The 25811-nt window shown below is 64.2% G+C and carries 22 protein-coding genes; all 22 read left to right on the top strand.

Features of this window, described 5'->3' with window-relative positions:
- Positions 1-33: 33 nt before the first annotated feature.
- The gene (locus JQ592_RS26485; RefSeq protein ID WP_246820679.1) at positions 34-789 is read left to right on the top strand and encodes an ABC transporter ATP-binding protein; all 756 of its coding nucleotides are present in this window, start codon (positions 34-36) and stop codon (positions 787-789) included.
- Positions 786-1508, top strand: a complete 723-nt coding sequence (locus tag JQ592_RS26480) for an ABC transporter ATP-binding protein (protein ID WP_211405711.1) — start codon at positions 786-788, stop codon at positions 1506-1508. The genes JQ592_RS26485 and JQ592_RS26480 overlap by 4 nt, the downstream gene beginning before the upstream one ends.
- A 1-nt stretch (position 1509) precedes the next feature.
- Complete coding sequence (locus JQ592_RS26475; protein ID WP_211405710.1) at positions 1510-2424, top strand: branched-chain amino acid ABC transporter permease; 915 nt, start codon at positions 1510-1512, stop codon at positions 2422-2424.
- Positions 2425-2427: 3 nt separating this feature from the next.
- Complete coding sequence (locus JQ592_RS26470; protein WP_211405709.1) at positions 2428-3501, top strand: branched-chain amino acid ABC transporter permease; 1074 nt, start codon at positions 2428-2430, stop codon at positions 3499-3501.
- Positions 3502-3532: 31 nt separating this feature from the next.
- Positions 3533-4720, top strand: a complete 1188-nt coding sequence (locus JQ592_RS26465) for an ABC transporter substrate-binding protein (RefSeq protein ID WP_246820678.1) — start codon at positions 3533-3535, stop codon at positions 4718-4720.
- A gap of 83 nt (positions 4721-4803) precedes the next feature.
- Positions 4804-5532 carry a 5-oxoprolinase subunit PxpA gene (gene pxpA, locus JQ592_RS26460; protein ID WP_211405708.1) on the top strand — a complete coding sequence of 243 codons (729 nt, stop codon included), beginning with the start codon at positions 4804-4806 and terminating at the stop codon, positions 5530-5532.
- A 43-nt stretch (positions 5533-5575) separates the two neighbouring features.
- Positions 5576-5818, top strand: coding sequence for an acetyl-CoA carboxylase (locus JQ592_RS26455; protein ID WP_211405707.1), 243 nt, complete (start codon positions 5576-5578; stop codon positions 5816-5818).
- Positions 5819-5835: 17 nt separating this feature from the next.
- Entirely contained in the window at positions 5836-7236 is a 1401-nt protein-coding gene (locus JQ592_RS26450) for an acetyl-CoA carboxylase biotin carboxylase subunit (RefSeq protein WP_211405706.1), read from the top strand.
- 43 nt (positions 7237-7279) lie between these two features.
- Entirely contained in the window at positions 7280-8155 is an 876-nt protein-coding gene (locus JQ592_RS26445; RefSeq protein WP_211405705.1) for a 5-oxoprolinase subunit B family protein, read from the top strand.
- The gene (locus tag JQ592_RS26440; protein WP_211405704.1) at positions 8145-9122 is read left to right on the top strand and encodes a biotin-dependent carboxyltransferase family protein; all 978 of its coding nucleotides are present in this window, start codon (positions 8145-8147) and stop codon (positions 9120-9122) included. The genes JQ592_RS26445 and JQ592_RS26440 overlap by 11 nt, the downstream gene beginning before the upstream one ends.
- 225 nt (positions 9123-9347) lie before the next feature.
- Positions 9348-10313 carry a LysR family transcriptional regulator gene (locus tag JQ592_RS26435; RefSeq protein WP_211405703.1) on the top strand — a complete coding sequence of 322 codons (966 nt, stop codon included), beginning with the start codon at positions 9348-9350 and terminating at the stop codon, positions 10311-10313.
- Positions 10314-10418: 105 nt separating this feature from the next.
- On the top strand, positions 10419-11378 hold the full coding sequence (locus JQ592_RS26430; protein WP_211405702.1) for a helix-turn-helix domain-containing protein: 960 nt from the start codon (positions 10419-10421) through the stop codon (positions 11376-11378).
- Between the two features lie 167 nt (positions 11379-11545).
- Positions 11546-13570, top strand: a complete 2025-nt coding sequence (locus tag JQ592_RS26425) for a hydantoinase/oxoprolinase family protein (protein WP_211405813.1) — start codon at positions 11546-11548, stop codon at positions 13568-13570.
- A gap of 3 nt (positions 13571-13573) precedes the next feature.
- Entirely contained in the window at positions 13574-15535 is a 1962-nt protein-coding gene (locus JQ592_RS26420) for a hydantoinase B/oxoprolinase family protein (RefSeq protein WP_211405701.1), read from the top strand.
- A gap of 106 nt (positions 15536-15641) precedes the next feature.
- Positions 15642-16739 carry a TMAO reductase system periplasmic protein TorT gene (torT, locus tag JQ592_RS26415; protein ID WP_211405700.1) on the top strand — a complete coding sequence of 366 codons (1098 nt, stop codon included), beginning with the start codon at positions 15642-15644 and terminating at the stop codon, positions 16737-16739.
- 62 nt (positions 16740-16801) lie between these two features.
- On the top strand, positions 16802-18340 hold the full coding sequence (locus JQ592_RS26410; protein ID WP_211405699.1) for a sugar ABC transporter ATP-binding protein: 1539 nt from the start codon (positions 16802-16804) through the stop codon (positions 18338-18340).
- Positions 18337-19356, top strand: a complete 1020-nt coding sequence (locus JQ592_RS26405; RefSeq protein ID WP_211405698.1) for an ABC transporter permease — start codon at positions 18337-18339, stop codon at positions 19354-19356. Before JQ592_RS26410 ends, JQ592_RS26405 begins: the two co-directional genes overlap by 4 nt.
- A gap of 13 nt (positions 19357-19369) precedes the next feature.
- Positions 19370-20362, top strand: coding sequence for an ABC transporter permease (locus tag JQ592_RS26400; RefSeq protein WP_211405697.1), 993 nt, complete (start codon positions 19370-19372; stop codon positions 20360-20362).
- A 56-nt stretch (positions 20363-20418) separates the two neighbouring features.
- Positions 20419-21234 carry an FAD binding domain-containing protein gene (locus tag JQ592_RS26395; RefSeq protein ID WP_246820676.1) on the top strand — a complete coding sequence of 272 codons (816 nt, stop codon included), beginning with the start codon at positions 20419-20421 and terminating at the stop codon, positions 21232-21234.
- A 20-nt stretch (positions 21235-21254) separates the two neighbouring features.
- Entirely contained in the window at positions 21255-21713 is a 459-nt protein-coding gene (locus tag JQ592_RS26390; RefSeq protein WP_211405695.1) for a (2Fe-2S)-binding protein, read from the top strand.
- Between the two features lie 13 nt (positions 21714-21726).
- Complete coding sequence (locus JQ592_RS26385) at positions 21727-24120, top strand: xanthine dehydrogenase family protein molybdopterin-binding subunit (protein ID WP_211405694.1); 2394 nt, start codon at positions 21727-21729, stop codon at positions 24118-24120.
- On the top strand, positions 24110-25801 hold the full coding sequence (locus JQ592_RS26380; RefSeq protein ID WP_246820675.1) for a hydantoinase B/oxoprolinase family protein: 1692 nt from the start codon (positions 24110-24112) through the stop codon (positions 25799-25801). Before JQ592_RS26385 ends, JQ592_RS26380 begins: the two co-directional genes overlap by 11 nt.
- Positions 25802-25811 lie beyond the last annotated feature (10 nt).

Below are 25811 nucleotides of genomic sequence, written 5' to 3'. Positions count from 1 at the left end.
AGAAGGCGCTGATAGATGTCTGATGGCTTGGAGTTGGTCGCTCGCGATGTCAGCGTCCAATTCGAAGGCTTGAAAGCGCTGTCGGGCGTGACGCTTGCCGTGCCGCGCGGGGGCATCACCGGCCTGATTGGTCCCAACGGGGCCGGTAAGACCACGCTTGTCAATGTGCTGACAGGCTTCCAACCGGTCGGCGCTGGCGCCTTGGAACTGGAAGGCGAGCCGATCAACGGCATTGCGGCGCACAAGCTCAGACGAACGGGTGTTGCACGCACATTCCAATCAGGTCGCCTTTTCCGCGACCTCCCGGTCATCGACAACCTCGAGGTGACAGGCGTAGGCCTTGGCCAGACCCGTCGCGACGCGATCGCGGAAGCCGATCGCGTGATGGCCTGGCTCGGCATTTCTCATCTCGCAAACACCGTCGCGGGCGCCCTGCCCTACACCGACGAACGCCGCGTCGCTATCGGCCGCGCCATCATGTGCGCGCCGCGCTACCTCCTGCTCGACGAGCCCGCAGCGGGAATGTCGGAGCACGAGAGCCACGATCTGGCCGCCATCATCCGGCGAATCGCCCGAGAGCTCAACGTCGGCGTGCTGCTGATCGAGCACAATATCGGCCTCGTGCTCGAACTCTGCGAACGCATCTTCGTCCTCGATTCCGGACAGATCATCGAGGTCGGCTCTCCCGCGCAAATTCGCAACAGCGACGAGGTGCGGCACGCCTATATGGGCACACAACGCGACGAATTGATTCCGCCGATTACCTCCGAAGAGGCGGCCGTATCATGACGTTGCTCGCGGTCAACGACATCACGGTCAGCTATGGGCGCCTGACGGCCCTTCGCGGCATCACGCTCAATATCGACGAGGGCGAGGTCCTGTTCGTGACCGGCCCGAACGGCGCGGGCAAATCGACTTTGCTCAACGCTATCGCCGGCGTCGTGCCGCCAGGATCGGGCTCCATCACCATCGACGGCGCGAAGGTAACGGGCGCCGCGCCCGAGGACATCGCGCGACGCGGCTTTTCGCTGGTGCCCGAAGGTCGCAATGTCTTCGGCGACTTGACGATCGAGGAGAACCTGAAGGTCGGTACCGGCATGCGGACCGACCGCAGGAAGATCGCCGACGACCTTGAATCCGTCTACGAGGAATTCCCGATGCTGGCCGGGCGCCGCCATACTCCCGCAGGGATGCTCTCCGGCGGCCAGCAGCAGATGCTCGTCATCGGTCGCGCCTTGATGGCCGCGCCCCGCATCATGGCGATCGACGAGCCATCGCTCGGGCTTGCGCCGAAGATTATCGACCAAGTCTACGAGATTCTGGTGCGGCTGCGCGCCCAGCGCAAGCTGACCCTGCTCATCGTCGAGCAGAGTTCGACGCGCGCCCTCATGACGGGTGGACGAATGGTCCTCGTCCGGGGCGGCCGTATCGTGCTCGAGGGGGCGGCCGCCGACATGGTCAAGGACGACCGCCTGAAGCAGGCCTATTTCGGGTTTGGAGACCACTGAGATGACAGCGGTCCTCCAGATCGTCTTCGACGCGTTGAGCCTCGGCAGCCTGTACGCTCTCGGTGCGCTCGGCATCGCGCTGATTTTCGGCGTGATGCGGCTCGTCAACTTCGCGCACGGAGACTTCATCGCCTTCTGCGTTTTCGCCATGCTGTGGCCCTCGACCGACGCGGCGGCGATCGTGTTTGCCGGTCAACTGCCATCCTATCTGCTGATCCCGCTTCTGCTGCTGATCGGCGCTGCGCTGTCGGTTCTATCGGAGCTCATCGTCTTCCGCCGCTTCCGCAACACCAATCCCGCGACGATGATGATCGCCTCATTCGCGCTTGGCTTCGTCATCCGCCACCTTCTGCTGATGCTGTATTCGAGCCGGCCGAAATCGGTCACGCTGTGGCCGAGCCTCGGCCTGCCGGTCGAATTCCTGGGCGCCCACATCCCAATGCTCCAGGTCGTGACCATCATTATCACGCTGATCGTGCTCGCCACGCTGGTGCTCTTTCTGAAGCGCACCCGTTATGGCCTGGAGATGCGTGCAGCAGCCGAGAATTTCACCATGGCGCGCATGCTCGGCGTCCGCGCCAACGGGGTGATACTGCTCGCCTTCGCCATTAGCGGCATGCTGGCGGCGGCGATCGGTCTGATCCTCGCCACCAATTCCGGCACCGCCGACATCGGCATGGGCGCCAATGTGATGCTGATCGCGTTCATCGCAACCGTGATCGGCGGTCTCGGCAGCATTCCCGGCGCCGTTGCCGCCGGCTTTCTGATCGGCGCGGCGAGCGTCGTGTTCCAGGCCACCCTACCGCACGACGCGCGGGTGTTCCGCGACGCCTTTGTATATGGCGCCGTCATCGTCGTCCTTCTGGTGCGGCCGCAGGGCCTATTCGCACCGAAATCCGCCAAGCAGAGAGTCTGATCGATGTCGCAGCGGCCCTCCGTCATCCGGCAAACGATCCTCACGCCGATCGTGCTGATCGCGGCGCTGCTCGTCATGGCCGCCCTCACCTATTATTTCGGCAGCCGGGCCTTCAACCGCACGGCCGTCGAGATGTTCATCAACATCATGATCGTCGTCGGCCTCTACGCTTTCGTTGGCAATTCAGGCCTGCTGTCGTTCGGTCACATCAGCTTCATGTGCCTCGGCGCCTATATGACCGCCTGGCTGACCATCCCCCCGGTGATGAAATCGATCACGCTCAAGGGACTTCCCGTCTGGCTGTTGCATACGCAGTTGCCGATGTGGATCGCGACGCCGATCTCGGGATTTTTCGCAGCGCTGATCGCGTTGATCATCGGACGCATCATCATGCGGCTGTCGGGCATTGCCGCATCTATCGCGACTTTTGGCCTGCTCGGTGTCGTCAACAACATCTATTCGAACTGGGATTCCGTCACGGGCGGCCAAGGCTCCATCGTCGGCATTCCGCCCACCATGAATGTCTGGACCGGATGGATCGGCGCGGCCGTTGCCATCGTGATTGCCTATCTCTATGCGATCTCGCGCTCGGGGCTGGCGCTGCGCGCCACACGTGACGAGGCGGTCGCGGCAAGCGCCTCCGGCATTGATATCGTTCGCGAACGGCTGATCGCCTTCGTCGTCAGCGCATTCATCATCGGCCTTGCCGGCGCGCTCTACGCGCATTTCCTGAGCATCGTCAATCCCGGCTCATTCTATCTCCGGACGACCTTCGTCACCCTGTCGATGCTGGTGGTCGGCGGCATGTATAGCCTCACCGGCGCGGTCGTCGGCGTGGTCGCGATGTCGGTCCTGATCGAGCTGTTCCGCAACCTGGAGAAAGGCGTCAGCTTCGGTAGCCACACGGTTGCGCTGCCGAACGGTGTCCAGGAAATCGCGATCGGCATCATCACTATCGTCATCTTGATGTACCTGCCGACGGGATTGACCCGCAACCTGGAATTCCGCTGGCGCGGATGGCCGTTGCAGCGGCGCCTGCAGCGCCCTGCACAGACGGCATTGAAAGAACTGAACTGACGTCCTTTCGTACAAATCAGAGGAGTTGCTCATGCATTGCAGATCAGTACTCGGTGTTCTTGCCGGCGCATCCATGCTCTGGTTCACACCCGCCCAGGCGGCTAACGAAATCGTCGTCGGATTTGCAACGGCCGCATCCGGCTTCATGCAGGCCTACGACAAGCCGGCGCAGGATGCGGCTCTGATCCGGATCGACGAGATCAACAAGGCCGGCGGCCTGCTCGGCAAGAAGATCAAGCCTGTCTTCGCCGACACCAAGACCGATCAGGCGGAAGGTGCGAAGGCCGGCCTCGCCGTGCTCGACCAGGGCGCCGACCTCGTCATTGTCTCCTGCGACTATGATTTCGGCGCGCCCGCGGCTCTCCAGGCACAGGCCGCCGGAAAGGTCTCCTTCTTCCTGTGCGCCGAATCCATCAAGGCAGGCATTCCCGGCGTCGGTCCGTTCTCGTTCTCGGCCTCGGTGCTGGCGGCCGTGCAGGGCGCGACCATGGCGGAATGGGCTTACGAAAAGAAGAACGCACGTAACTTCTACCGCCTGCTCGATAGCTGGACCGTCTACAACAAGGGGATCTGCGACGGCTTCGACTGGATGCTGCCGCGCCTGAAGGATGCCAAGCTTGCCGGCAGCGACACCTTCAAGAACGATGACGCCTCGATCGCCTCGCAGATCACGCGCATCAAGAGCCTGCCCAAGGAACCGGACGCCATCATGCTCTGCACGATGATGCCGGGCGCCGTCTCCGCCATCAAGCAGATCCGCGCCGCCGGCATCAAGTCGATGATCGTCAACGGATCCGGCGTCGACGGCAGCTATTGGCTGAACGCCGTGCCCGACCTGTCGAACTTCTATGTTCCCGTGCAAGGCTCCGTCTACGGCGACGATCCGAACCCGAAGGTCAACGAGTTCAACAAGAAGTACAAGGACGTCACCGGCGGTGATCCATCCAGCCAATATGTCTATCCGGGCTATGTCCTGATCGACGTCTGGGCCAAGGCGGTTGAACGCGCCAAGTCGACGGACGCCGCGCCGGTCGTGGCCGAGCTCGAGAAGATGACCAGCGAACCGACGCTGTTCGGGCCCCGCACGTTCACCAAGGACATCCACCACCAGAACCAGGGTCGTTACCTGATCGTCGATACGGAAGCCGGCAAGCCGCGCGTGATCGATCAGTGGACGATCTCGGAAAAGATCCCGCTGGATTATCTGGTGTCCAAGTAAACCGACAACGCGCCTCCCGAAGGGCAAGCCCCCGGGAGGTTCACCTCGGATCAACGCAAGCGCTGTTGGGAGGAAATCAGGAGATGGTCGTGATCAACTGCGACATGGGCGAGGCCTATGGCCTCTACAAGATGGGCGACGACAAGGCGCTGATGCCGCATATCGACGTCGCAAACGTCGCGTGCGGCTTTCATGCCTCGGACTTCAACCACATGCGTAAGACCGTGCGGCTCGCCAAGGAGTTCGGCGTCAAGGTCGGTGCGCACCCCTCGCTGCCGGACTTGCAGGGCTTCGGTCGCAGGGAGATGAAGATCAGCCGTGAGGAGCTGGCCAATTGTCTGCTCTATCAGATCGGAGCGCTCAAGGCGTTCCTGGATGCGGAGGGCATGGCACTGAATCACATCAAGCCACACGGTGCGCTCTACGGGATGGCCTCGCGCAACGAGGAGATCGCCGAAGCCGTGGCGGACGCGGCCGACGTCTATAGGGTGCCGTTGCTCGGCATGAAGGGCACGTTGCACCAGAAGGTCTACGAGCGGCGTGGCCACACCTTCGTCGCCGAGTACTACGCCGATCTCGACTACAATGCCGACGGCAGCCTGATCATCACGCGCGAGCACGAGGCCAAGGATCCGACCGATGCGGCCTCCCGCTGCGCAAGAGCAGTCAATGAAGGCAAGACGCGCTCGGTGGCCGGAAACGACATTGTGGTCGGCGCCGATTCAATCTGTATCCACTCCGACACCCCCAACGCCGTCGCCATCGCCGCGGCCGTTCGCGAAGCGGTCCGTCCCTATCTGACCGCTCCTTGAGCTGGCGCGCCAAGATCCCAAGCAAAGACATCACGAGGACAGCATGACAACACAGCAAATCTTCTCGCCGCTTCCGGGCATCTTCTATCGCCGGCCCGCGCCCGACAAGCCGGCCTACAAGAACGACGGAGATGTCGTCGCCGATAGCGACACGATTGGCCTCATCGAGGTGATGAAGTCCTTCAACGAGGTGAAGGCCGGCACTACCGGCAAGATCCTGCGGTTCCTGGCTGAGAACGAGGAAGCCGTGATGGCTGGCCAGCCCATCGCCGAAATCGACGTTTGAGACCGCCCGTTCCCTTCATGGCCATCAAAAAGCTCCTCATAGCCAATCGCGGCGAAATCGCCGTGCGTATCAACCGCGCGGCGCGCGAGCTCGGTATCGCGACCGTTCAGGTCTACAGCATGGCCGACAAGGACTCGCTCGCGGTCAGGCTCGCGGACGAGTCGGTCGAAATCGGCCCGCCACAGGCATCCAAGTCCTATCTCAACCAGGCGACCATCCTCGCCGCGGCCAAGGCCACCGGGGCCGATGCCGTCCATCCCGGCTATGGCTTTCTGGCGGAGAATGCCGAATTCGCTGCGGCCGTCGAGGCGGCGCATCTGACCTTCGTTGGCCCAACCGCACAATCGATCCGGCTCATGGGCGACAAGGTCGCAGCACGCGAGGCCGCTGCTGCGGCCGGGGTGCCGACCGTTCCGGGCAGTCGGGGGCGCCTCGAGTCGACGGAAGCCGCCTTCGCATTGGTCGAGACCACCGGCTTCCCCGTCATGATCAAGGCGGCCGCCGGCGGCGGCGGACGTGGCATCCGCGTTGCACGGTCGGCGGACGAGTTCAATCATCTGATGCCGCAGGCACAGGCCGAAGCGCTTGCCGCCTTCGGTGACGGCGGGCTCTATATCGAGAGACTGATCGAAGGCGCGCGGCACATCGAGGTGCAGGTGCTTGGCGACGGACACGACGTCATCCATTGCTTCGAGCGCGAATGTTCGTTGCAGCGCCGCCGCCAGAAGGTCTGGGAAGAGGCCCCCTCACCGTCGCTGACACCGGCCATCCGTGAAAAACTCTGCGCATCTGCGATCGCGCTCGCCAAGGCTGTCAATTATCGCGGCGCCGGGACGCTCGAATATCTTTACGACGACAGGACCCACGAGTTCTATTTTCTGGAGATGAACACCCGCATCCAGGTCGAGCATCCCGTGACCGAAATGGTGACGGGCATCGATCTCGTTCGCGAGATGATCCGGATTGCCGGCGGCGAGCCCCTGCGCGTCCGCCAGGACGACGTCCGCGTGACCGGACATTCGATCGAGGTTCGCATCAATGCCGAGGATCCCACCAGGAATTTCATGCCGAATCCGGGCACGGTGAGCGCGCTCAGCATCCCCGGCGGTGACGGCGTGCGCTTCGATAGCATGCTCTATCAGGGCTATACCGTGCCTCCCTTCTACGACAGCCTGCTGGGCAAGTTGATCGTGCACGACAAGGATCGGCCGAACGCAATACGAAAGCTCTCGCGCGCGCTTGCCGAGCTCAGCGTTGAAGGCCTTGCCACGACGAAACCACTGCATCAGGCGCTCGCCCGCGATGCCGACGTACAGGCCGGACGATTTCATACCGCCTGGCTCGAACCGTGGCTGGAGCTCCATGCATCGAGCATCATCACGGACCAAGCGTCACCGGTCGCAAGAGCGATCCTATGATCGCGAGAGAACCTGCCCCGCCCACAACAGGAGGCTGCTAGCCATGCAAACTCGATTTTCCTTCGGCGGCGACGAGCACATTTTCGCCGAAGTCGGCGAGGCAATGTCGCTCGAGGCCTTCTTCAAGAGTCTCTTCATCACCAACGCCGTGCGCGACGCCAAGATCAAAGGCGTAACCGAGATCTGCCCGGCGAACGCGTCCTATCAGGTCAAGTTCGATCCCGATCAGATCAAGCCCGATGATCTCCTCGCGGAATTGAAGCGGCTGGACACCGCGTCCGAAAAGTCCGAGCCGGTGATCAAGACGCGGATCATCGAAATCCCCGTGCTCTACAATGATCCCTGGACGCACGAGACCCTGATGCGCTTCCGGGAACGCCATCAAAATCCGAACGGCACCGATCTCGAATATGCCGCGCAGATCAATGGCCTCGACAGCGTCGATGCCTTCATCAAGGCGCACTCCAGCGCACCCTGGTTCGTCTCCATGGTCGGCTTCGTCGCCGGCCTGCCCTTCCTCTACCAGATGGTCGAACGCCAGCGGCAGATCCAGGCGCCGAAATACCTGCGCCCGCGCACCGATACGCCAAAGCTCACCATCGGTCATGGAGGATGCTTCTCCTGCATCTACTCGGTGCGCGGAGCCGGAGGATACCAGATGTTCGGCATCACGCCGATGCCGATCTACGACCCCAATCAGAAGATCAGCTATTTGCGCGACTTCATGTGCCTGTTCCGGCCAGGCGACATCGTGAAATGGAAACCAATCGATCGGTCGGCCTATGACGCGGCGGTCGCCGATGTCGACGCCGGACGCTTCGCACCCGTCATCCGCGACGTCTCGTTCTCGCTGACCGAGTTCAACCGTGACATTGATGCCTACAACCGCAAGCTCGATGGAGTCCTCCATGGCCATTAAGGTTTTGAAGCCGGGTCTTGCGACCACCGTCCAGGACCTCGGGCGTCCCGGCTATTATCACATCGGTATCCCCCTCTCCGGCGGCATGGACCGTCATGCGCTCGTCGCCGCCAACCTCCTTGTCGGCAACGAAGAAGGCGCAGCGGTCCTGGAAGCCGTCTTCATGGGGCCGGAGCTCGAATTCACCGAAGATGCGACCGTCGCGATTACCGGCGCCCAGCTGCCGCCGAAGCTCGATGGCGAGCCGCGCGAAACCTGGACGAGCTTCAAGGTCAAGCGCGGCCAGGTCCTCTCTTTCGATTTCCTCAAACAGGGCGCACGCGGATATATCGCCATTGCCGGCGGCATCGATGTGCCGGTCGTCCTCGGCTCGCGCTCGACTTACGCGCTCGGCGCGCTCGGCGGGTTCAAGGGGCGCAAGCTCGAGGCTGGCGACGAACTGCCAGTCGGTAAGGCTGCGGCCTCCGTCAAGGACGGGCGCGTGGTCGCGAACGACCTGCGTGGCCTGCCAACGGCAATGCCGACGGAGTTGCGCGTCATGCCGGGCCTCTACTGGCACCGCATTACGGAGGCGGCCGGCAACGACTTCTTCGCCGACACGTGGAAAGTCGCACCGGAGGCGGATCGCATCGGCTATCGCTTCAAGGGCGGCAAGGCGCTTCAATTCGTGCCGCGCGAGCCGCCATTCGGCGCCGGCTCCGATCCATCCAACATCACCGACGCCTGCTATCCCTACGGTTCGATCCAGGTTCCCGGCGGCACCGAGCCGATCGTGCTGCATCGCGACGCGGTTTCGGGCGGCGGTTACTTCATGGTCGGTACGGTCATCTCCGCGGACATGGACCTGATCGGCCAACTTCAGCCGAATACGCCGGTGCGGTTCGTCAAGGTCGGGATGGATCAAGCCTTGGCAGCACGCAAGAGCCGTGCGGAGCTGCTTGGCAAGCTGCGCAACGCGCTGACGTAAGCTGCGCCGATTGCACGACATTTGCTACACCTCGGCCAGCGATGGCCGGGGTGCTAACGCATGGTGCGGTCCTCAAACCTGCGGCTGTCCGTGATCGCCCCCTAAATCTAACGTGGCGCGACCGTTATCTTTCCGACCCTCGGCACGAGAGTTGCAGCGGATGCCGCTGGGCTGAGGAGTAACGCTCAACTGCGCACGACTTGTGCAAACATCGGATCAACCGCGATGTCAGTTTCACTGAAACAGATCCGCTATTTCGTCGCCGCGGCCGAAACCGGCCGCATCAGCCAGGCGGCCATGGCCCTCAACGTCTCGCAATCCGCGGTCACGGCAGCGATTCAGCAGCTCGAAGCGACCGTCTGCACGCGCCTCCTCGAGCGCGCGCCCAACGGCGTCACGGTGACCATGGAAGGCAGCCGTTTCCTGTCCCAGGGCCGGCAGATCCTGGCAGCCGTGGCCGAGGCCGTCCGCGGCACTCACATGTCCGCGGGCCCGTTGTTTGGGACGGTTCGCATCGGTGTCACCTACACCGTGTCCGGCTATTTCCTGCCTCGCCACCAGATGCGCTTTCAGGCGAGCTTCCCGGGCATCACGATTGAGCTGTTCGAGGCCCCGCGCGACGTGCTCGAACGTGCTCTTGTGGACGGCGCGCTCGATCTCGCGGTGATGCTGGTCTCGAACCTGCGCGACAACGCCATGCTCGGCAGCGAAACGCTGTTGCGCTCGCCCCGCCGCCTGTGGCTCGCTCCCGATCATCCGCTCACCCGCGCCGAGCACGTCCGCCTCGCCGAAATCGCGACGTATCCCTACGTCATGCTCACCGTGGACGAAGCCAAGCACACCTCGATGCGCTATTGGAACAACGCGTTACTCGAGCCAAAGACCATCTTCCGCACGTCTTCGGTCGAGGCCGTGCGCTCCATGGTCGCCGGGGGAATGGGCATCGCAATCCTCTCGGACCTGATCTACCGGCCCTGGTCGCTGGAAGGACAGCGGATCGAGACCCGGGTGATCGAGGACGAGATACCGACCATGGACATCGGCCTCGCCTGGCGCCGCGACATCAAGCTGTCGGAAGCCGCGAAGGCATTCCGAGATTTCATGCGCTTCGCGGTGGCCGGCGTAGGTCCCGGCCGACCGCCAATCGGCGTCGACCACCGGCATCACGCCGAGGAGAGGATCGTAATCTGAGATATCTGTTTCCGTTTCATTCGACTTGACGCGATCCAGCCGTCCTCGCCACACTCACCATGGGCTTGGCGGCCGGAGAAGCAGCCGGTAGCGGGGAGCGCAGCAATGCAAGTCACTTACGCGACCAACGACATTCCAGCGCACAGCCGGCAGCAATACTGGCAGGACATCGTCTCCAGGACCTATTTCTCACTGGACTTGCGCTTTCCGAGCGGCCGCGATTTTGATGCGCGCCTCGGCGCCTGGGCGATGGGGCCCGTTGCAGTATCCCGCAACATCGCAAATGGCCTGCTCTACAAACGCCATGAACGGCATCTCCAGGGCGAGCGCGAAGAATCCTTCCTGATCACGGTGCCGGAGCTCGCCGAAATCCGCTTCGAACAGGACAACAAGGTTGTGCAATGTCGACCAGGCGCGTTCCTGATCGAGCGCAGCCATCTGCCATACGAGTTCAGTCATCAGGATACGACGGCGCTGTGGGTTCTGAAGATTCCAAGCGCGGTCCTGCGTGCGCGCATCTCGCGCCCCGAGCGTCTCGCGACGCTTCAGTTCGATGCGAGCCGCAGCGTCGGCGCCTTGTTCGTCGACACGCTGCGCCTTGCCGGCGAACGCATCAGCGAAATGGACGAGATGGCGCGCACGATGATGGGCAAGCACCTCGTTGAGCTCCTGGCGATGGCCATCGAATCCGACGACCGCGTCCTGACCGGCCACTCGTCCTCCGTGCGTAACGGCCATCTGCTCCGCTGCGAGCATTTCATCCGAACCCGCCTCGAAGACATGCGGCTCACGCCGCAGACCATCGCCGACGGCTGCGGCATCTCGCTTCGATATCTGCACCAGATTTTCGAAGGCGAAGGCCTGACGGTCTGTGCCTATATCCGCAATCAGCGTCTGTCGATGTGCGATACCCTGTTGCGCGATCCCAACTGCCGCAAGAGCATTTCAGAAATCGCCTATCAATGGGGATTCTCCGACCAGGCGCAATTCAGCCGGAGTTATCGCGGCCGGTTCGGGTGCACCCCGAGCGAAGCGCGCGCGGCCTCACGCATCCCGACGTCCTGACGGCCCCACGCCGCACCAGTCTGGCCGATCCTTAGGCAACCAGCCGTCGATCCAGGCACGGGCGAGGTTCGCTCTCTCGCACAAATCTTCCTGCACTCAGCGTCAAGCGCCCAAGCCGCCGGTCTGCCTATGATCGGCGAAACGCTTGCCGGAAAGGAAGACGCATGGTGCAGAACCTTCGTGTGGCCGTCGATGTCGGGGGGACCTTCACCGACATCTGCATCATGGACGAGGCGACCGGCCTCATCCGCATCGAAAAGACTTCGTCCACGCGCGACCCGATCGAAGGGATCATGGGCGGCGTATCCAAGGCCGGCATCGATCTTTCCAAGGTGGCCCTGTTTTCGCACGGCACCACGGTTGCGACCAACGCGTTGATCACACGCAGGCTGCCGCGCACCGCCGTGGTGACGACCCAGGGCTTCCGCGACGTGATCGAGATCCGGCGCGCCAACAAGGAAGATCTCTGGGATACCTACAAGGATGTTGTGCGACCTTACGTGCCGCGGCGCGACCGCCTGACCGTGCCCGAACGGGTTGATGCGGGCGGCGCGGTGATCGAGCCGCTCGACGTCGAAGCAGCACGCAACGTCGCGCGGATTCTCAAGCGCCGGGGCGTCGCCGCGGTCGCCGTATGCTTCATGAACGCCTATCTCAACGGCGCCAATGAACGCGCCATGCGCGATATCCTGCTTGCTGAGATGCCCGACGTACCCGTCTCGATCTCCTCGCAAGTCCTGCCCGAGATCTTCGAGCACGAACGCTTTTCGACGACAGTAGCCAATGCCGTCGTGAGCCCGGTCGTTGTCAGCTACACGAGCCGGCTCGGCGACCGCCTCGCCGATGAAGGATACACCCGCGATCTCCTGCTGCTCCACACCGGCGGCGGCGTCATGACGCCGGCCTCCGTGAAGGACTTCGCCGCCCGTCTCGCGGGTTCCGGCATTGCCGCTGGCGCCATCGCCAGCCGCTACATCGCCGGCCTCTGCGGCTATCCCAATTCAATCGGCCTCGACATGGGGGGCACCTCGACCGACGTGTCGCTGGCCTACGAAGGCCACTCACGCATCACCAAGGATTGGTACATCGAGTTCGGCTATCCGATCCGCTTTGCCTCGATCGAGGTGCTCACCATCGGCGCCGGCGGTGGCTCGCTGGCCTGGACTGATCCGGCAGGCTCCTTGCGAAACGGCCCGCAATCGGCAGGCGCCTATCCGGGCCCCGCCTGCTACGGCAACGGCAACACCCAGCCAACCAACACCGACGCCAACGTCACGCTGGGCCGGCTCGGCACCGACCTCGCCGGCGGCAAAGTCAAGCTTGATCCCGCCCGCGCCCGCCAGGCCGTGGAGGAAGGCGTCGCAAAGCCGTTCGGCCTCGGCCTGCATGAGGCGGCGGACGCGATCGTCAAGGTCGCCAATGCCAATATGTCGGACGCGGTCCGGCTGATCTCGATCAGTCGCGGCTATGATCCGCGCGATTTTGCGCTGGTTGCCTTCGGCGGCGCCGGGGCCCTCCATGGTGTCGACGTGGCGCGCGAGCTTGCGATCCCCGTCGTGATCGTGCCGCCAAATCCCGGCGTCACTTCCGCGCTCGGCTGCCTGCTGGTCGACATGCAGCACGACTTCTCGCAGAGCTGCATGGTCGGCGCCGACGAAGCCGACTCCCCAGATATCGAAGCGCAGTTCGGCGCGCTGGAGAAGGAAGCGCTCGCCCGGCTCACCCATGAGGGCGTCGCAGAGCGCGACATCGTGCTGCAACGTTCGATCGACATGATGTATCGCGGCCAATGGCGCTCGCTCGCGGTCCAGGCACCGCGCCCGATCGGCGCGATCTCCGACCTGGTCCAGAGTTTCCATGCCGAGCACAAGCGCGAATACAATTTCCGTCGCGACGACTCGCCCGTGAGCTTCTTCCGGCTGAACCTGAAGGCGATCGGCGTCGTGCCCAAGGCCGAATTCGCCGTCCACAAGCCGACCGGTGCGATCCCTGAGCCGGTCAGCCGCCGCAGGGTGTGGTTCGAGGGTAACGGCCTCGATACGCCCGTCTATGCCCGCGACGACCTGCCCTGCGGCTTCACTTTCCAAGGGCCCGCGATCGTCGAGCAGGTCGACGCGACCACCGTCGTGCCGCCCGGCGCCAGCGCCGAGGTCGACAAATATCTGAACATCATCATCCGCGTGAAGGAATGAGCCATGGCAGGAGATCTCCCGCTCGACCCCGTGACCTTCGAGGTTCTGAAAAACTCCTTCATCACCAGCGTCGACCAGATGGGCGAGCAGGTGCTGCGCACCTGCTACTCCTTCGTGATCTATAATCGCGATTTCTCCAGCGCCCTGCATGACGCCAAGGGCGAATGCGCAGCCCAGGGCAATCAGGACATCGCCGTTCATGTCGGCACGCTGCACTTCACCTGCCAGGACGTCATGCGCCACTTCGAGGGCGACATGCATGAAGGCGATGTGTTCGCGATCAACGATCCCTATGCCGGCGGCACCCACTTCTCCGATGTGCGGCTGATCCGCCCGATCTTTGCCGACGGCAAGATCATCGCCTTCAGCCAGTCCAACGGTCATTGGTCCGACATGGGCGGCAGCGTTCCCGGCTCATTTGACGTCGCGGCGCGCGACATGTTCCGAGAAGGCCTGCGCATCACGCCGATCCGGCTGTTCGACAAGGGACGGTTCTGTAAGGACGTCGCGCATTTGATCGCGTCCAACACACGCGATCCCGCCTCCATCATCGGTGACATCCAGGCGCAGGCCGAGGCGACTGCCGTCTGCGGACGCGAGATCCTGCGACTCGTCAACAAATATGGCCGCGACACGGTCGAGGCGGGTCTGGCCGCAGTCCAGGACTATGTCGAGCGCTCCGCGCGCCAGCGTATCGCCGCGCTGCCCGACGGCGAATGGGAGACGGTCGACTTCATCGATCGCGACCCGGCCGGCGGCGAAGGCATGATCCCGATCCGCATCAAGATGACGATCAAGGGCGACAAGGCGATCTACGACTTCACCGGGAGCCACCCGACCATAGGCTCCATCTACAACTCCGCGTTCGGTGCGACATTCTCGGCCGTCGCGGCCGGGATGAAGACCTTCTTCCCGGACCTACCGCTTAACTCCGGTTTCTATCGCTGCTTCGAGATCGTCGCTCCTGAAGGCTCGATCGTCGACGCGAAGTGGCCGATCGCGGTCACTGGCTTCCTGATGCCGTTCGAGAAGATCATGAATTCGATCTACGAGATGTGGTCGAAACTGATGCCCGAGCGCGCGCTCGCCTGCGCCTTCAATCTCGAATATCTGCTCACCGGCGGGTTCGACGGCCGTAGCGCCGACAAACCGATCTTCATGTTCTACGACTGGCTGCCGGGCGGCTGGGGCGGTCGCAACGGCAAGGACGGCAGCAACGTCACCACCGCCTGCTTCGGCACCGGACTGATGTCGCAGCCCGTCGAAGGGCAGGAGCGCGCCAATCCGATCCTGACCACGAAGTGCGAGATCCTGACAGACTCACCCGGCCCCGGCAAATGGCGCGGCGGCGCCGGCGTGATGAAGACCTCGCGCATGTTGCAGGCCGAAAAGACCGTGATCTCCTACATCTGCGACCGTGAACGCGCCGTGGTGTGGGGCATCGAGGGCGGTCTGCCTTCCATGCCACACGGGCTGACGCTGAAGCGCAAAGGCAGCGCGAGCGAGGAACGCCTCGGCTCGATCTTCTCCGACGTGCCGATCGGCGAAGGCGACGTTTTCTCCCGGCCGACCGCAGGCGGCGGCGGCTTCGGTGACCCGCTCGACCGCGATCCGCGCCTCGTGATCGAGGACATCAAGGACGACTACGTCTCGGTCGAGCGCGCCGCAAAGGACTATGGCGTCGTCGTGCAGATCATCGACGCCGAACTCTGCGAGTACGAGGTGGACAAGACGGCAACCGACGCACTCCGCGCCAGGATCAGGGCGGAGCGGGTCGCCAAGGTCAGGCTCGATCCGGAACTCGTCGCGCAGCGCTTTCGCGGCGGCGAGATCGATGCCCTCGATGTCATCCGCCAGCACGCCGTGATCCTCGATTGGGGAAGCGGCGCCCTCCTTCCCGAATCCACACGCCAGTTCCGCGAAGTCTTCGAGCGGCGCTCGGTCGCAAATTGGGCAACGGGCTGATCCCCGTCGACGACGCGTCGCCCAAGGGCGGCGTGGCACTTGCCTGCAACAGAGGAACCGAAGCCGTCGGCCCTCACCCTTTCATTCGAACCAGGAGGATAGAGCTATGACTCATGCGACGTGCCTTTCCATCGAGCGGTTTCGGCCGATCTGCTCCACCCTCGGCATCGCCGCAGGCCTCGCCTTCGCCGCGACGGCGCCCGCCGCGGCCGAGACGCCGTGGTTCCCCATGAAGGTCTACGATGCCTCCTCAGGCACACCGAAGCCGGCCGAGTACACGGCACTGGCGAAGGCCGAGAAGCCCTACAAGCTCTGCGTCCTGTTTCCGCATATGAAGGACAGTTTCTGGGTCGCTGTTGCCTACGGCATCGTCAAGCAGGCCGAGGCGATGAACGTCAACATGACGCTCTATGAAGCCGGCGGCTACGAGAATCTGCCCAAGCAGCTCTCGCAGTTCGATGACTGCATGGCGAGCAGTCCCGACGCGATCATCGTGGGTGCCATCTCGGGTGCAGGCCTCAGCAAGAAGTTCGAGGAGGCCAAGGCCAAGGGTGTGCCCGTGGTCGGCGTCGCCAACCCGCTGCCACCGAATGCCTTGCCTGCCGCGATCTATGTCGACTTCGTCGCCATGGGCGAGGTCACCGGCGAGGGTCTGCTCGCGCAGGCCAAGCCCGGCGACAAGCTCAACATCGTGACCTTCCCTGGTCCGGCCGGCTCGGGCTGGGCGGAATCCTTCAACGAAGGCTTCAAGAAAGCGGTGGCGAAGAATCCCAACGCCAAGGTCCTGGCCGAGAAGTTCGGCGACTCCGGCGTCGCGGTCCAGTTGCAGTTGATCCAGGACGCGCTGCAGGCCTACCCGAGCATGAATGTGATCTGGGGCACCGCCCCGACCGCGGAAGCCGCCATCGGCGCGGTCGCCGAAGCCGGCCGCAGCGACATGAAGATCATGTCCTCCTACGAGAACCAGGCGATGCTCGACGCGCTGAACCGCGGCGATGTCCTTGCCTTTGCGACGCAGTACCCGGTCGGAGAAGGCGCCGTCTCGGTCGACCAGGCCGTGCGCCTGATCGAAAAGAAGCCGGTGATGAGCCTCGCCCAGCCGCTGGCGTCGGCCGTCGACAAGACCACCGTTCCGAAATTGCAGATGGACCTCGTGCTGGCACCGGGCAACTGGAAGCCGGTCTATTCGGTCAAGGCCAAGTAGCCGGCAAATCATCGAGGCGGGAGACCTGCGCTCTCGCCTCATTCAACGCCCGTGGAGAGCAGATGGACCTCGACGCTGACCTGAAACCGGCCGAACCCTTGCTCGCCTTGCGCGGCATCTCGAAACGATTCACCGGTGTTCGTGCGCTCGACCGGGTCGATCTCGATGTCCATGCCGGCGAGTTGCACGTGCTGTTCGGCGAGAACGGTGCCGGCAAATCGACCCTGATCAACGTGGTGTCAGGGACGTTCCCGCCCGACGAGGGCACATTCCATTTCGGCGGTGAGGACATCCGCCATCTTACGCCGCAGCGAGCCCGGTCGATCGGCATCAGTCCGGTGTTTCAGGAGTTCTCGCTCGTTCCAAGCCTCACGGTGGAAGAGAACCTGTTCCTCGGCCGCGAGGTCACTCGCGGCGGCATATTGCATGCCCGCGAGATGCGCAAGCGTGCGACCGCGTTGATCGATGAGCTCGGCTTCGATCTCGATCCCTCGCAGCGGGTCGACGACCTCTCACGAGCGCACCAGCAAATGACCGAGATCGCCAAGGCGCTGCTCGGCCGCGTGCGCCTCCTGATCCTCGACGAGCCGACGGCGTCGCTGACCGAGCGCGAAACCAGCCGGCTGTTCGAGTTGATCGCCCGGCTGAAGAGCCAAAATGTTGGCCTGATCTACGTCTCGCACCGCATGCGCGAGATCCGCGCACTCGCCGACCGCGTGACCGTGCTGCGCGATGGCCGCCACATCCGCACCCTCGATGCCGCGACCTCGACCGACAGCGAGCTGGTCGAGCTGATGACGGGCCGCAAAATCGACCTGCTGTTTCCGACCATCACGCACAAGCCGGACAAGGTCATGGTCGACGTCGAGAACCTGACACTGGCCGACGGAAGCGTGCGCGATGTGAACTTCCACGCCCGCGCCGGTGAGATCACCGGCGTCGCCGGCCTCGTCGGCTGCGGCAAGTCCGAGCTGATCCGCGCCATCTACGGAATCGAACCGATCGTCTCCGGCACGATCCGGATCGACGGCCTACCTTACGACTTTCCCGCGCCACGGCGAAGCCTGAGGAATGGCGTCGCCTACTTCCCTGCCAACCGGGTCGCCGAAGGGCTCGCGCTGTCGCGCCCGATCCGCGAGAACGCATCGATGACCGTGCTCGACCTGCCCGCCTTCGCCCGCTTCGGCGTGCTGCGGCAGGCGGTGGAACGCACCACGATCCAACGCGTCATGGAGCAGTTGCAGCTCAGGCCGCCGAACATCGAACGGACCGCCGGCGCCCTGTCCGGCGGCAACCGTCAGAAGGTGATGCTCGGCCGCGCGTTGACGCGCGAGCTGAGCGTGTTCCTGTTCGACGAGCCGAGCGTCGGTATCGACGTCGGCGCCAAGCTCGAGGTTTACGAATTCATGAAGCGCCTGGTTGAGGCCGGCGCTGGCGTGATCGTGGTGTCGTCTGAGCTGCCGGAGGTGCTGGCGCTGTCGAACCGGCTCTACGTCATGCACCACGGTCGGATCGCCGCAGAGCTGACGGGGGCCGAGAAGACCGAGCAGAACGTGCTGGCGAGCTTCTTTAGAGAGCATCTTGTCGCGGAGGTCGCATGAGCGCGGTTGTGACCGCCGGAATGCCTCGACGGTCGATAACTCTCGGCCGATCCATCGTCGGGCGGATCGGACTCCTGCCGGCATTGCTGGTCGCCCTCGTCGTTGGCATGTCGGCAATCGATCCCCAGTTCTACGGCCTCATCAACATCCTCAACATCCTGCGTAACGCTTCACTGCTGGCGATCGTCGCCTGCGGCCAGGCGCTGGTGATCGTCGCGGGCGGCTTTGACCTTTCGGTCGGCGCGGTCGTCGCGCTGGCAAGCGTGGTGACCGCCAAGACCATGGCAGCGACCGCCGCGGCATTCCCCGGCAACACCGCTCTGATCATCGCAAGCGGGGCCGCCGCAGGGATCGGCTGCGGGCTGGCGGTCGGGCTCGTCAACGGCTTCTGCGTCGCGAAGCTGAAGGTCTCCGGATTCGTGGTCACGCTCGGCACGATGTCGGCGACTGCCGGCGTCGGTCTCATGATCACGAGCGGCATCCCGGCTTATGGCATGCCCGACAGCTTCGTGAAGGGATTTGGCCGCGCACAGCTGTTCGGCCTGCCGACCGCCGTCTACGCTGCACTTGCCGTCATTGCCGCGATGATGTTCGTGCAGCGGCGCACGCTGTTCGGCCGCTACGTCTATGCGATCGGCGGCAATGTCGATGCCGCCGTCGTCTCAGGCGTGTCGATCCAGCGCCACATCGTCGGCACCTACGCCGTGTCAAGCGTGCTGGCAGCCCTCACCGGTATCCTGCTCACCGCACAGGTTGGCTCCGGCCAGGCTAGCTTTGGTGGCGACCGCATGATGCTGCAGTCGATTGCTGCGGCCGTGATCGGCGGCGTCTCCTTGCGAGGCGGTGTCGGCCGCGTCGAGATTGTGGCCATCAGCGCGCTGTTCCTGACCATTCTCGGCAATGCGCTCAACCTGCTGCATGTCGACTCCCGCCTGCAACCGGTCTTCCTCGGCGTCATCATGGTGGCGGCTGTGGCGCTGGATGAACTGAGCCGACGGAGCAAGGCCCGTGTCTGACCTGGAATTGTCCATGACAACCGAGCAGAGCAGCCACAAGAACTCGTTTTCGAGCGAATGGCTGTGGCGCGCGGTGCTGCCGATCGCGCTGGTCGTGCTGCTGCTCGGCTTTGCAGCCGTCGATCGCAGCGTGCTCTCGCCGGCCAATCTGCTCAATATCGCGCAGCAGACCAGTTATCTGGCGCTATTTGCAATGGCGCAGACCGTGGTGATCCTCACCCGCGGCTTCGACCTCGCCCTTGGGCCGGCCGTTTCGATGGTCAGCGTCGGCACCGCGCTGGCGATGGCCGGCGCCACGGCAACCGGCCATGATCCCTCCATCGTGGTGCTCGCCGGGCTCGGCACCGGCTTCGGCCTCGGCATCGCCTGCGGTCTGTTCAATGGCGTGGTCATCGCGCTGCTCGGCGTCAGCCCGTTCGTTGCAACGCTCGGCAGCTACAACATCGCGATCGGCGTCGCGACCACCCTGTCCGCCGGACGTCCGGTCCAGGGGGTGCCCAAACTGTTCTCGCAGCTCTTCTACGGCGGCAGCATTTTTGGCATCCCGGCGGCTATCATCATCACACTGGCCATTGGCTTGGCGCTGCACCTGATGCTCAGCCGCACGGTGTTCGGCCGCTCGCTCTACATCATCGGGACCAACCCACGCGCCGCGGCAGTCGCCGGCCTGCCGGTCAAGCGGATCCTGGTCGCGACTTATGTGCTGTGTTCGACGCTCGCCGCGCTCGGCGCGATCATGATGACCGCGCGCACCGGCTCGGGAGAACCGAATCTCGGCGGCTCGCTATCATTGCAGGCTATCGCCGGCGCCGTGGTCGGCGGAACGAGCCTGGCAGGCGGACGTGGCGGGGTCGGCACCGCCGTGCTCGGCGCCCTGTTCGTCACGATCCTGTCCAACGGCATGAATCTCACCCGCATCGACGGTTACATCCAGATGGTCGTGCTCGGCGCCATCGTCATCATCGGTGTGCTGCTCGATCGCCTGCGACTGGAGCGACGCCGATGACAACTGGACCTCTCGCACAAGGCGATGCGACTGGAACATTCTATATCGCATCGTCATTGGCCGCAGCCCTCGACGCGCTGAACGACTACGGCCCGGAAGGCGCGGCCTTTGCCGGCGGCACCTGGATCATGCGCGCGCCGATCCGGCACCAACCGCTCAAGGCCCGCCATGTTGCGATCGGGAAAATTCCCGAACTGACCGAGATCCGGATCGGCGCCGATGCGATCGAAATCGGTGCGGCAGTCACGCACGCCGCGCTGGCCTCGGCTGTGGCCGATCTGCCCGAGTTCGCGGTCCTCGCGGCGGCCGCGGGCCGGTCTGCGAACCCGGCGATCCGGGCGCTGGCGACGATCGGCGGCAATCTTGCGACGTCGGACTTTTCCGCGGCGGATTGCGTGCCCGCCCTGCTCTGCCTCGACGCCCAGACCGAGGTCTCGAGCCGAAGCGGCCGCGAACGCATGAGCCTCAAGGCGTTCTTGACGCAGCGATCGGCATTGGCCCCAGGCCAGCTGCTTACCAAGATCGTGGTGCCGCGATCCCGGCACAAGACTGCGCATGCACGACTGCCATTGCGTAAGGCTGGCGACTATCCAGTTGCCATCGTGAGCCTGTCCTTGGATGTCGATGCGACGAACCATGTACGTGCGGCGCGGATCGCGATCGGTTCGGTCGAAGCGGTCGCACGCCGCTGGGGACGGCTCGAAGCAGCTCTGCTTGGCCGCCCACTCGACCCCGCACGGGCCGCGGAGATCGCCGCCGATCTGGCTGGTGAATTCGTCGGCCGCGAGAGCGTCGAGGTTCCCCCCTGGTATCGCGTCAGTGTGCTGCCCGGCCTCGTCCGGCGAGCGACTGCCGCGGCGCTTGGCGCCTGAACGAGATTGCGGAGGTGAACATGGCCCTGAGCCTGATCGTGAATGGTGACCGCCGCACTTCGGCCGCCGATCCCGTGACCCCACTGGTCGACATCCTGCGCGAGGAATTCCATCTCACCGGCACCAAGCCGGTGTGCCGCGAAGGCTTTTGCGGTGCCTGCATGGTGCTGGTCGACGACAAGCCGACCCCATCATGCCTGATGCCGGCAGCGCTCGCCGAGGGTTCTGATATCCGAACCATCGAGGGTCTTGGCACTGGCGGTGCGCCGACCGCAATCCAGGTCGCGCTCGAAGCCTGCGATGCAGTCCAATGCGGCATGTGCTTCCCGGGCATGGTGGTGACCCTGACACATCTTCTGGCGACCTCCCCCGAAGCAACGCGCGACGACATCCGCGCTGCGCTGAGCGGCAACATCTGCCGTTGCACCGGATATGAGCGCATCGTCGACGCCACGCTGTCCGCACTTGCCGTGAAATGACCGAGGGCTGCCCATGTCCGAAATCTCCGCCACCATGGATTTCCGCCGCCGCGATGCGCGTGACAAGCTGCGCGGCCGCACGCGCTACACCATGGATCGCTACCTACCCGGGATGCTGCACGCGGCAGTACTGCGCGCCGACGTGGCCTCAGGGCGCATCGTCCGCCTCGACACGTCGCGTGCCGCACGCCTGCCCGGCGTGCGCGCGATCGTCACCGCGGCGGATGCTCCCGGCAAGATCGGGATCGGTATCGCCGATCACCCGCTATTTGCCCGCGACGTGATCCGCTATGACGGCGAGCCGTTGGCGGCGATCGCAGCCGACACGCTTGCACAGGCGCAGGCTGCGCTTGCGGCGATCGATGTCGAGTTCGCGCGGCTGCCGGCCGTGCTCACCATGGCGGAATCCCTCGCACCGGCCGCGCCGCTGGTTCATCCCGACTGGAGCGACTACGAGGTGCTGTTCGAAGGCGGCGCGCGTGCGGGCAACGTGGCCTGGGAGGCTACCGTGGTGCGTGGCGACGTCGACGGCGCCTTCGCCCTTCCCGATGTCGAAATCATCGAGAGCGCATTCCGCGTCGGCCGTCAGAACCATGTCACCTTCGAGCCGCGCGCGGTGGTCGCGAGCTATGAGGACGGGCGGTTCCATATCGAGACCTCGACCCAGGTTCCCTGGACGATCCGCAATGCGACCGCGCGGATCCTCGGCGTTGCCCCCTCGCTGGTACGGGTCACAGTGCCGCCGGTGGGCGGGGCCTTCGGCCTCAAATTCGATCTCGCCATCGAACCATTCGCGGCCCTGCTCGCGCGCGCCAGCGGACAACCGGTGCGGCTGGTCAATTCGCGCGAAGAGGAGATGCTGACCTGCCTGTTCCGCGAGAACGCCGAGCTTCGCATTCGCTCGGCAGTAACGCGCGATGGCGAGATCGTCGGACGCGAAGCGGTCGTCCTGATGGATTGCGGCGCCTATGGCGGCGAGCAGATCTTCCTGACCACGATGACCGCCCATACGCTTGGCGGAAACTACCGACTCGGGTCGACGCGCCTGGTCTCGCGCGCGGTCTACACCAACACCGCACCGAACGGTGCCTTCCGCTGCTGCAATGGTGTCTATTGCACCTTCGCGCTGGAGCGGCACACCGACGAGATCGCAGCGCGAATCGGCATGGATCCCCTCGCCTTCCGCCGCCGCAATGTGCTCGGCGACGCCGACCTGGGCGCCACCGGCCAGGTGTTCGAGGGCAATGTGCTCGGCCCGATGCTCGATCGGATGGATACGCTGCGCGAAGCGGCCGTGCCCTCCCGCAAGCTGGCCGACGGCCGATTGTTCGGACGCGCCACCACGGTCGGCACATGGTTCGTGTTCGTCGGCCCTTCAGCCGCAACTGTCAACATGAACGCCGACGGGACAGCCACGCTCGTGACATCGGGTGTCGAGATCGGTTCCGGCTCGATGATGCAGAGCCTTCCCCAGATCGTCGCCGGCACGCTCGGCCTCAAGCCCGACGACGTCGTGGTGCGCGCGGCCGATACCGACGCGGCCGGCTACGACGTCGGTGTCGGCGGCGGTCGCACCACAGTGTCGCTCGGCGCGGCGAGCCTTTCGGCAGCGCAGGAGGTGCGAACCAAGCTGCTGAAGGTCGCCTCGGAGATGATCGAAGCGGCGCCCGAAGACCTCGTGATGCGCCAGGGGCGGATCGAGATCGCCGGCGCGCCCGGCTCTGGTCGTACAATCGCTGACGTCGCAACCCGCGCACAGGCCCAACTCGGTCCGGTTTCCGGCACTGGCGCCTTCACGGGCGCGGGCGTGCCGGCGATGCCCGGTTGTGTCGCCGGACACTTCATCGACGCGATCGATATCCCGGTGTTCGCGGTCCATGACTGCGACGTCGCGGTCGATCCCGAGACGGGACATGTCGAGGTGCTGAGCTATCGCGTCGTGCAGGATGTCGGCCGCGCGCTGAATCCGCGTGCGATCCATGGCCAGATCCAGGGCGGGGTCGTGCAAGGCCTGGGCTATGCTTTGCATGAAGAGGTAACGATCGGCACAAGTGGCCGCGTCTGCCAGAACGGCTTCGAGACGTACCGCCTGCCGCTGGCGCTCGACGTCGTGCCGGTCGAGATCAGCCTGTACGAAGGCGCGCCGTCGGTCGGACCGCTTGGCACCAAAGGTGCCGGAGAGGTGCCGATCCTGAACGTCGGCGCGACCATCGCCTGCGCGGTGGCGAACGCAACCGGAAAGCGTGTCCAGGAACTGCCGCTGACGCCGCCGCGGGTGCTCGAACTGCTGCTGGACCGCAAGGGTGAGCTCAGCCTTCCCCACATCGCCGAGGCCTGGGTCGACAATCTGGTGCGACCGCACGGCACGGCTGCACAGAATTTGAAAGTGACGCATTTTGGCCATTGAAACCAGCGTATCCGCCGCGCCGTTCGATCCGGTCACCTACGAAATCATCCAAGGCAAGCTGCTCTCCGTCGTCGATGAAATGGCGATCGTGATGACGAAGACCAGCATGAGCCCGGTGATCTACGAAGTGCTGGATTTCGCTTGCGGCATCTGCAATGCGCACGGCGAGCTCATCGCGCAGACCAACGGGATTACGCTGTTTACCGGAACGTTCGGCACGCAGATCCGCAGCGTCATCGACCGGTTCGGTGGGTCGATTTTTCCCGGCGATGTAATCGTCACCAACGACCCCTTTCGCGGCGGCACCCATGCCTGTGATTTCGCGATCGTGCGTCCGGTGTTCGCCGAAGGCCGACTGATCGCGTTCGCCATCAATGTCGCGCATTGGTTGGACGTCGGCGGCGCGATTCCGGGAAGCCTGCCGCCCGATGCGACCTCGATCTTTCAGGAAGGGCTACGACTGCCCTGCGTGAAGATCGCCGAAAGAGGTCATTTGGTCGAGAGCATCGTCGAGATCATCCGCGAGAACGCCCGGCTTCCCGATATGGCCATCGGCGACCTCCATGCCCAGCTCGCCACCGTCCGGATCGCCGATCAGAGGCTGCAGGAGGTGGTCGGTCGATACGGTGCCGACACACTGCTCGCTTCGTTCGATCAGCTGCTGCGAGATTCCGAGACCAGAGCCAGGAAACTCATCCGATCGCTGCCGAATGGCGAGTACATCGCCACCGACGTGATCGACGGCGATGGCGTCAGTCCGCTTTCCATCGAGGTCAGGGTTGCGGTCCGTATCGACGGTGACAGCATGGAGGTCGACTTCACGGGCTGCCCCTCGGCATGCACCGGTCCGATCAATTGCGCCCGCGGCGCACTGCACTCCGCAGTGAAGACCGTCTTCAAAGCCCTGGTCGCGCCCTACGAACCCTCGAACGAAGGTTGGTTTCGCCCATTGTCGATCTCGGCCCCGCAAGGCACGCTGTTTACCGCTGAGCGGCCGTCTCCCACCGGCTGGTATTACGAAGGGTCGGTGCACGCGTCCGAGCTGGTCTGGAAGGCACTGGCGCCGATCCTGCCCGAACGATTTTCCGCCGGCTCCTACACCAGTCTCTGCGTCACCTACATCGCCGGACATGATGAAGCCGGCGACTTGTTCGTCCATATCGAACCCGAGCACGGAGGCTGGGGCGCTTGTCACGACAGCGACGGCGCCAATGCGTTGATCGCGCTGACCGACGGCGATACTTACAACTATTCCGTCGAACTGATCGAAGCCAAGTTTCCGCTGCTGGTCGAACGCTACGGCTTCAATGTCGAAGGCGGTGTCGGTGCCGGCCGCTTTCGTGGCGGATACGGTTTGGTGAGGGAGTATCGGATCCTGGCCGAGCGCGCCGAGGTCTATTGCGGCTTTGGGCGGACGGTCACGCCGCCATGGCCAATGGACGGCGGCAAGTGCGGATCGGTCAACTATCTTGAAATCGTGAAGCCCGACGGAGGCGTCCTGAAGCTCGGACGATCGCCGACCAAACCAGTTGGCCAGGGGGACCGTATCAAGATCGTGACGGGCGGCGGCGGCGGTTGGGGAGCACCATCGGACCGGGCCCCCGCAATGGTGACGGCCGACATCGAGAGCGGATTGATCTCCCGGGAAGATGCACAGCGCATTTACGGAAGACAGCAATGACACTTGGCCA

This window comes from Bradyrhizobium iriomotense, from assembly GCF_018129405.1.
Lineage (GTDB): Bacteria > Pseudomonadota > Alphaproteobacteria > Rhizobiales > Xanthobacteraceae > Bradyrhizobium > Bradyrhizobium iriomotense_B.
Note: the sequence above shows the minus strand (reverse complement) of the source record. Positions and strands in the feature narration are given on the sequence as shown.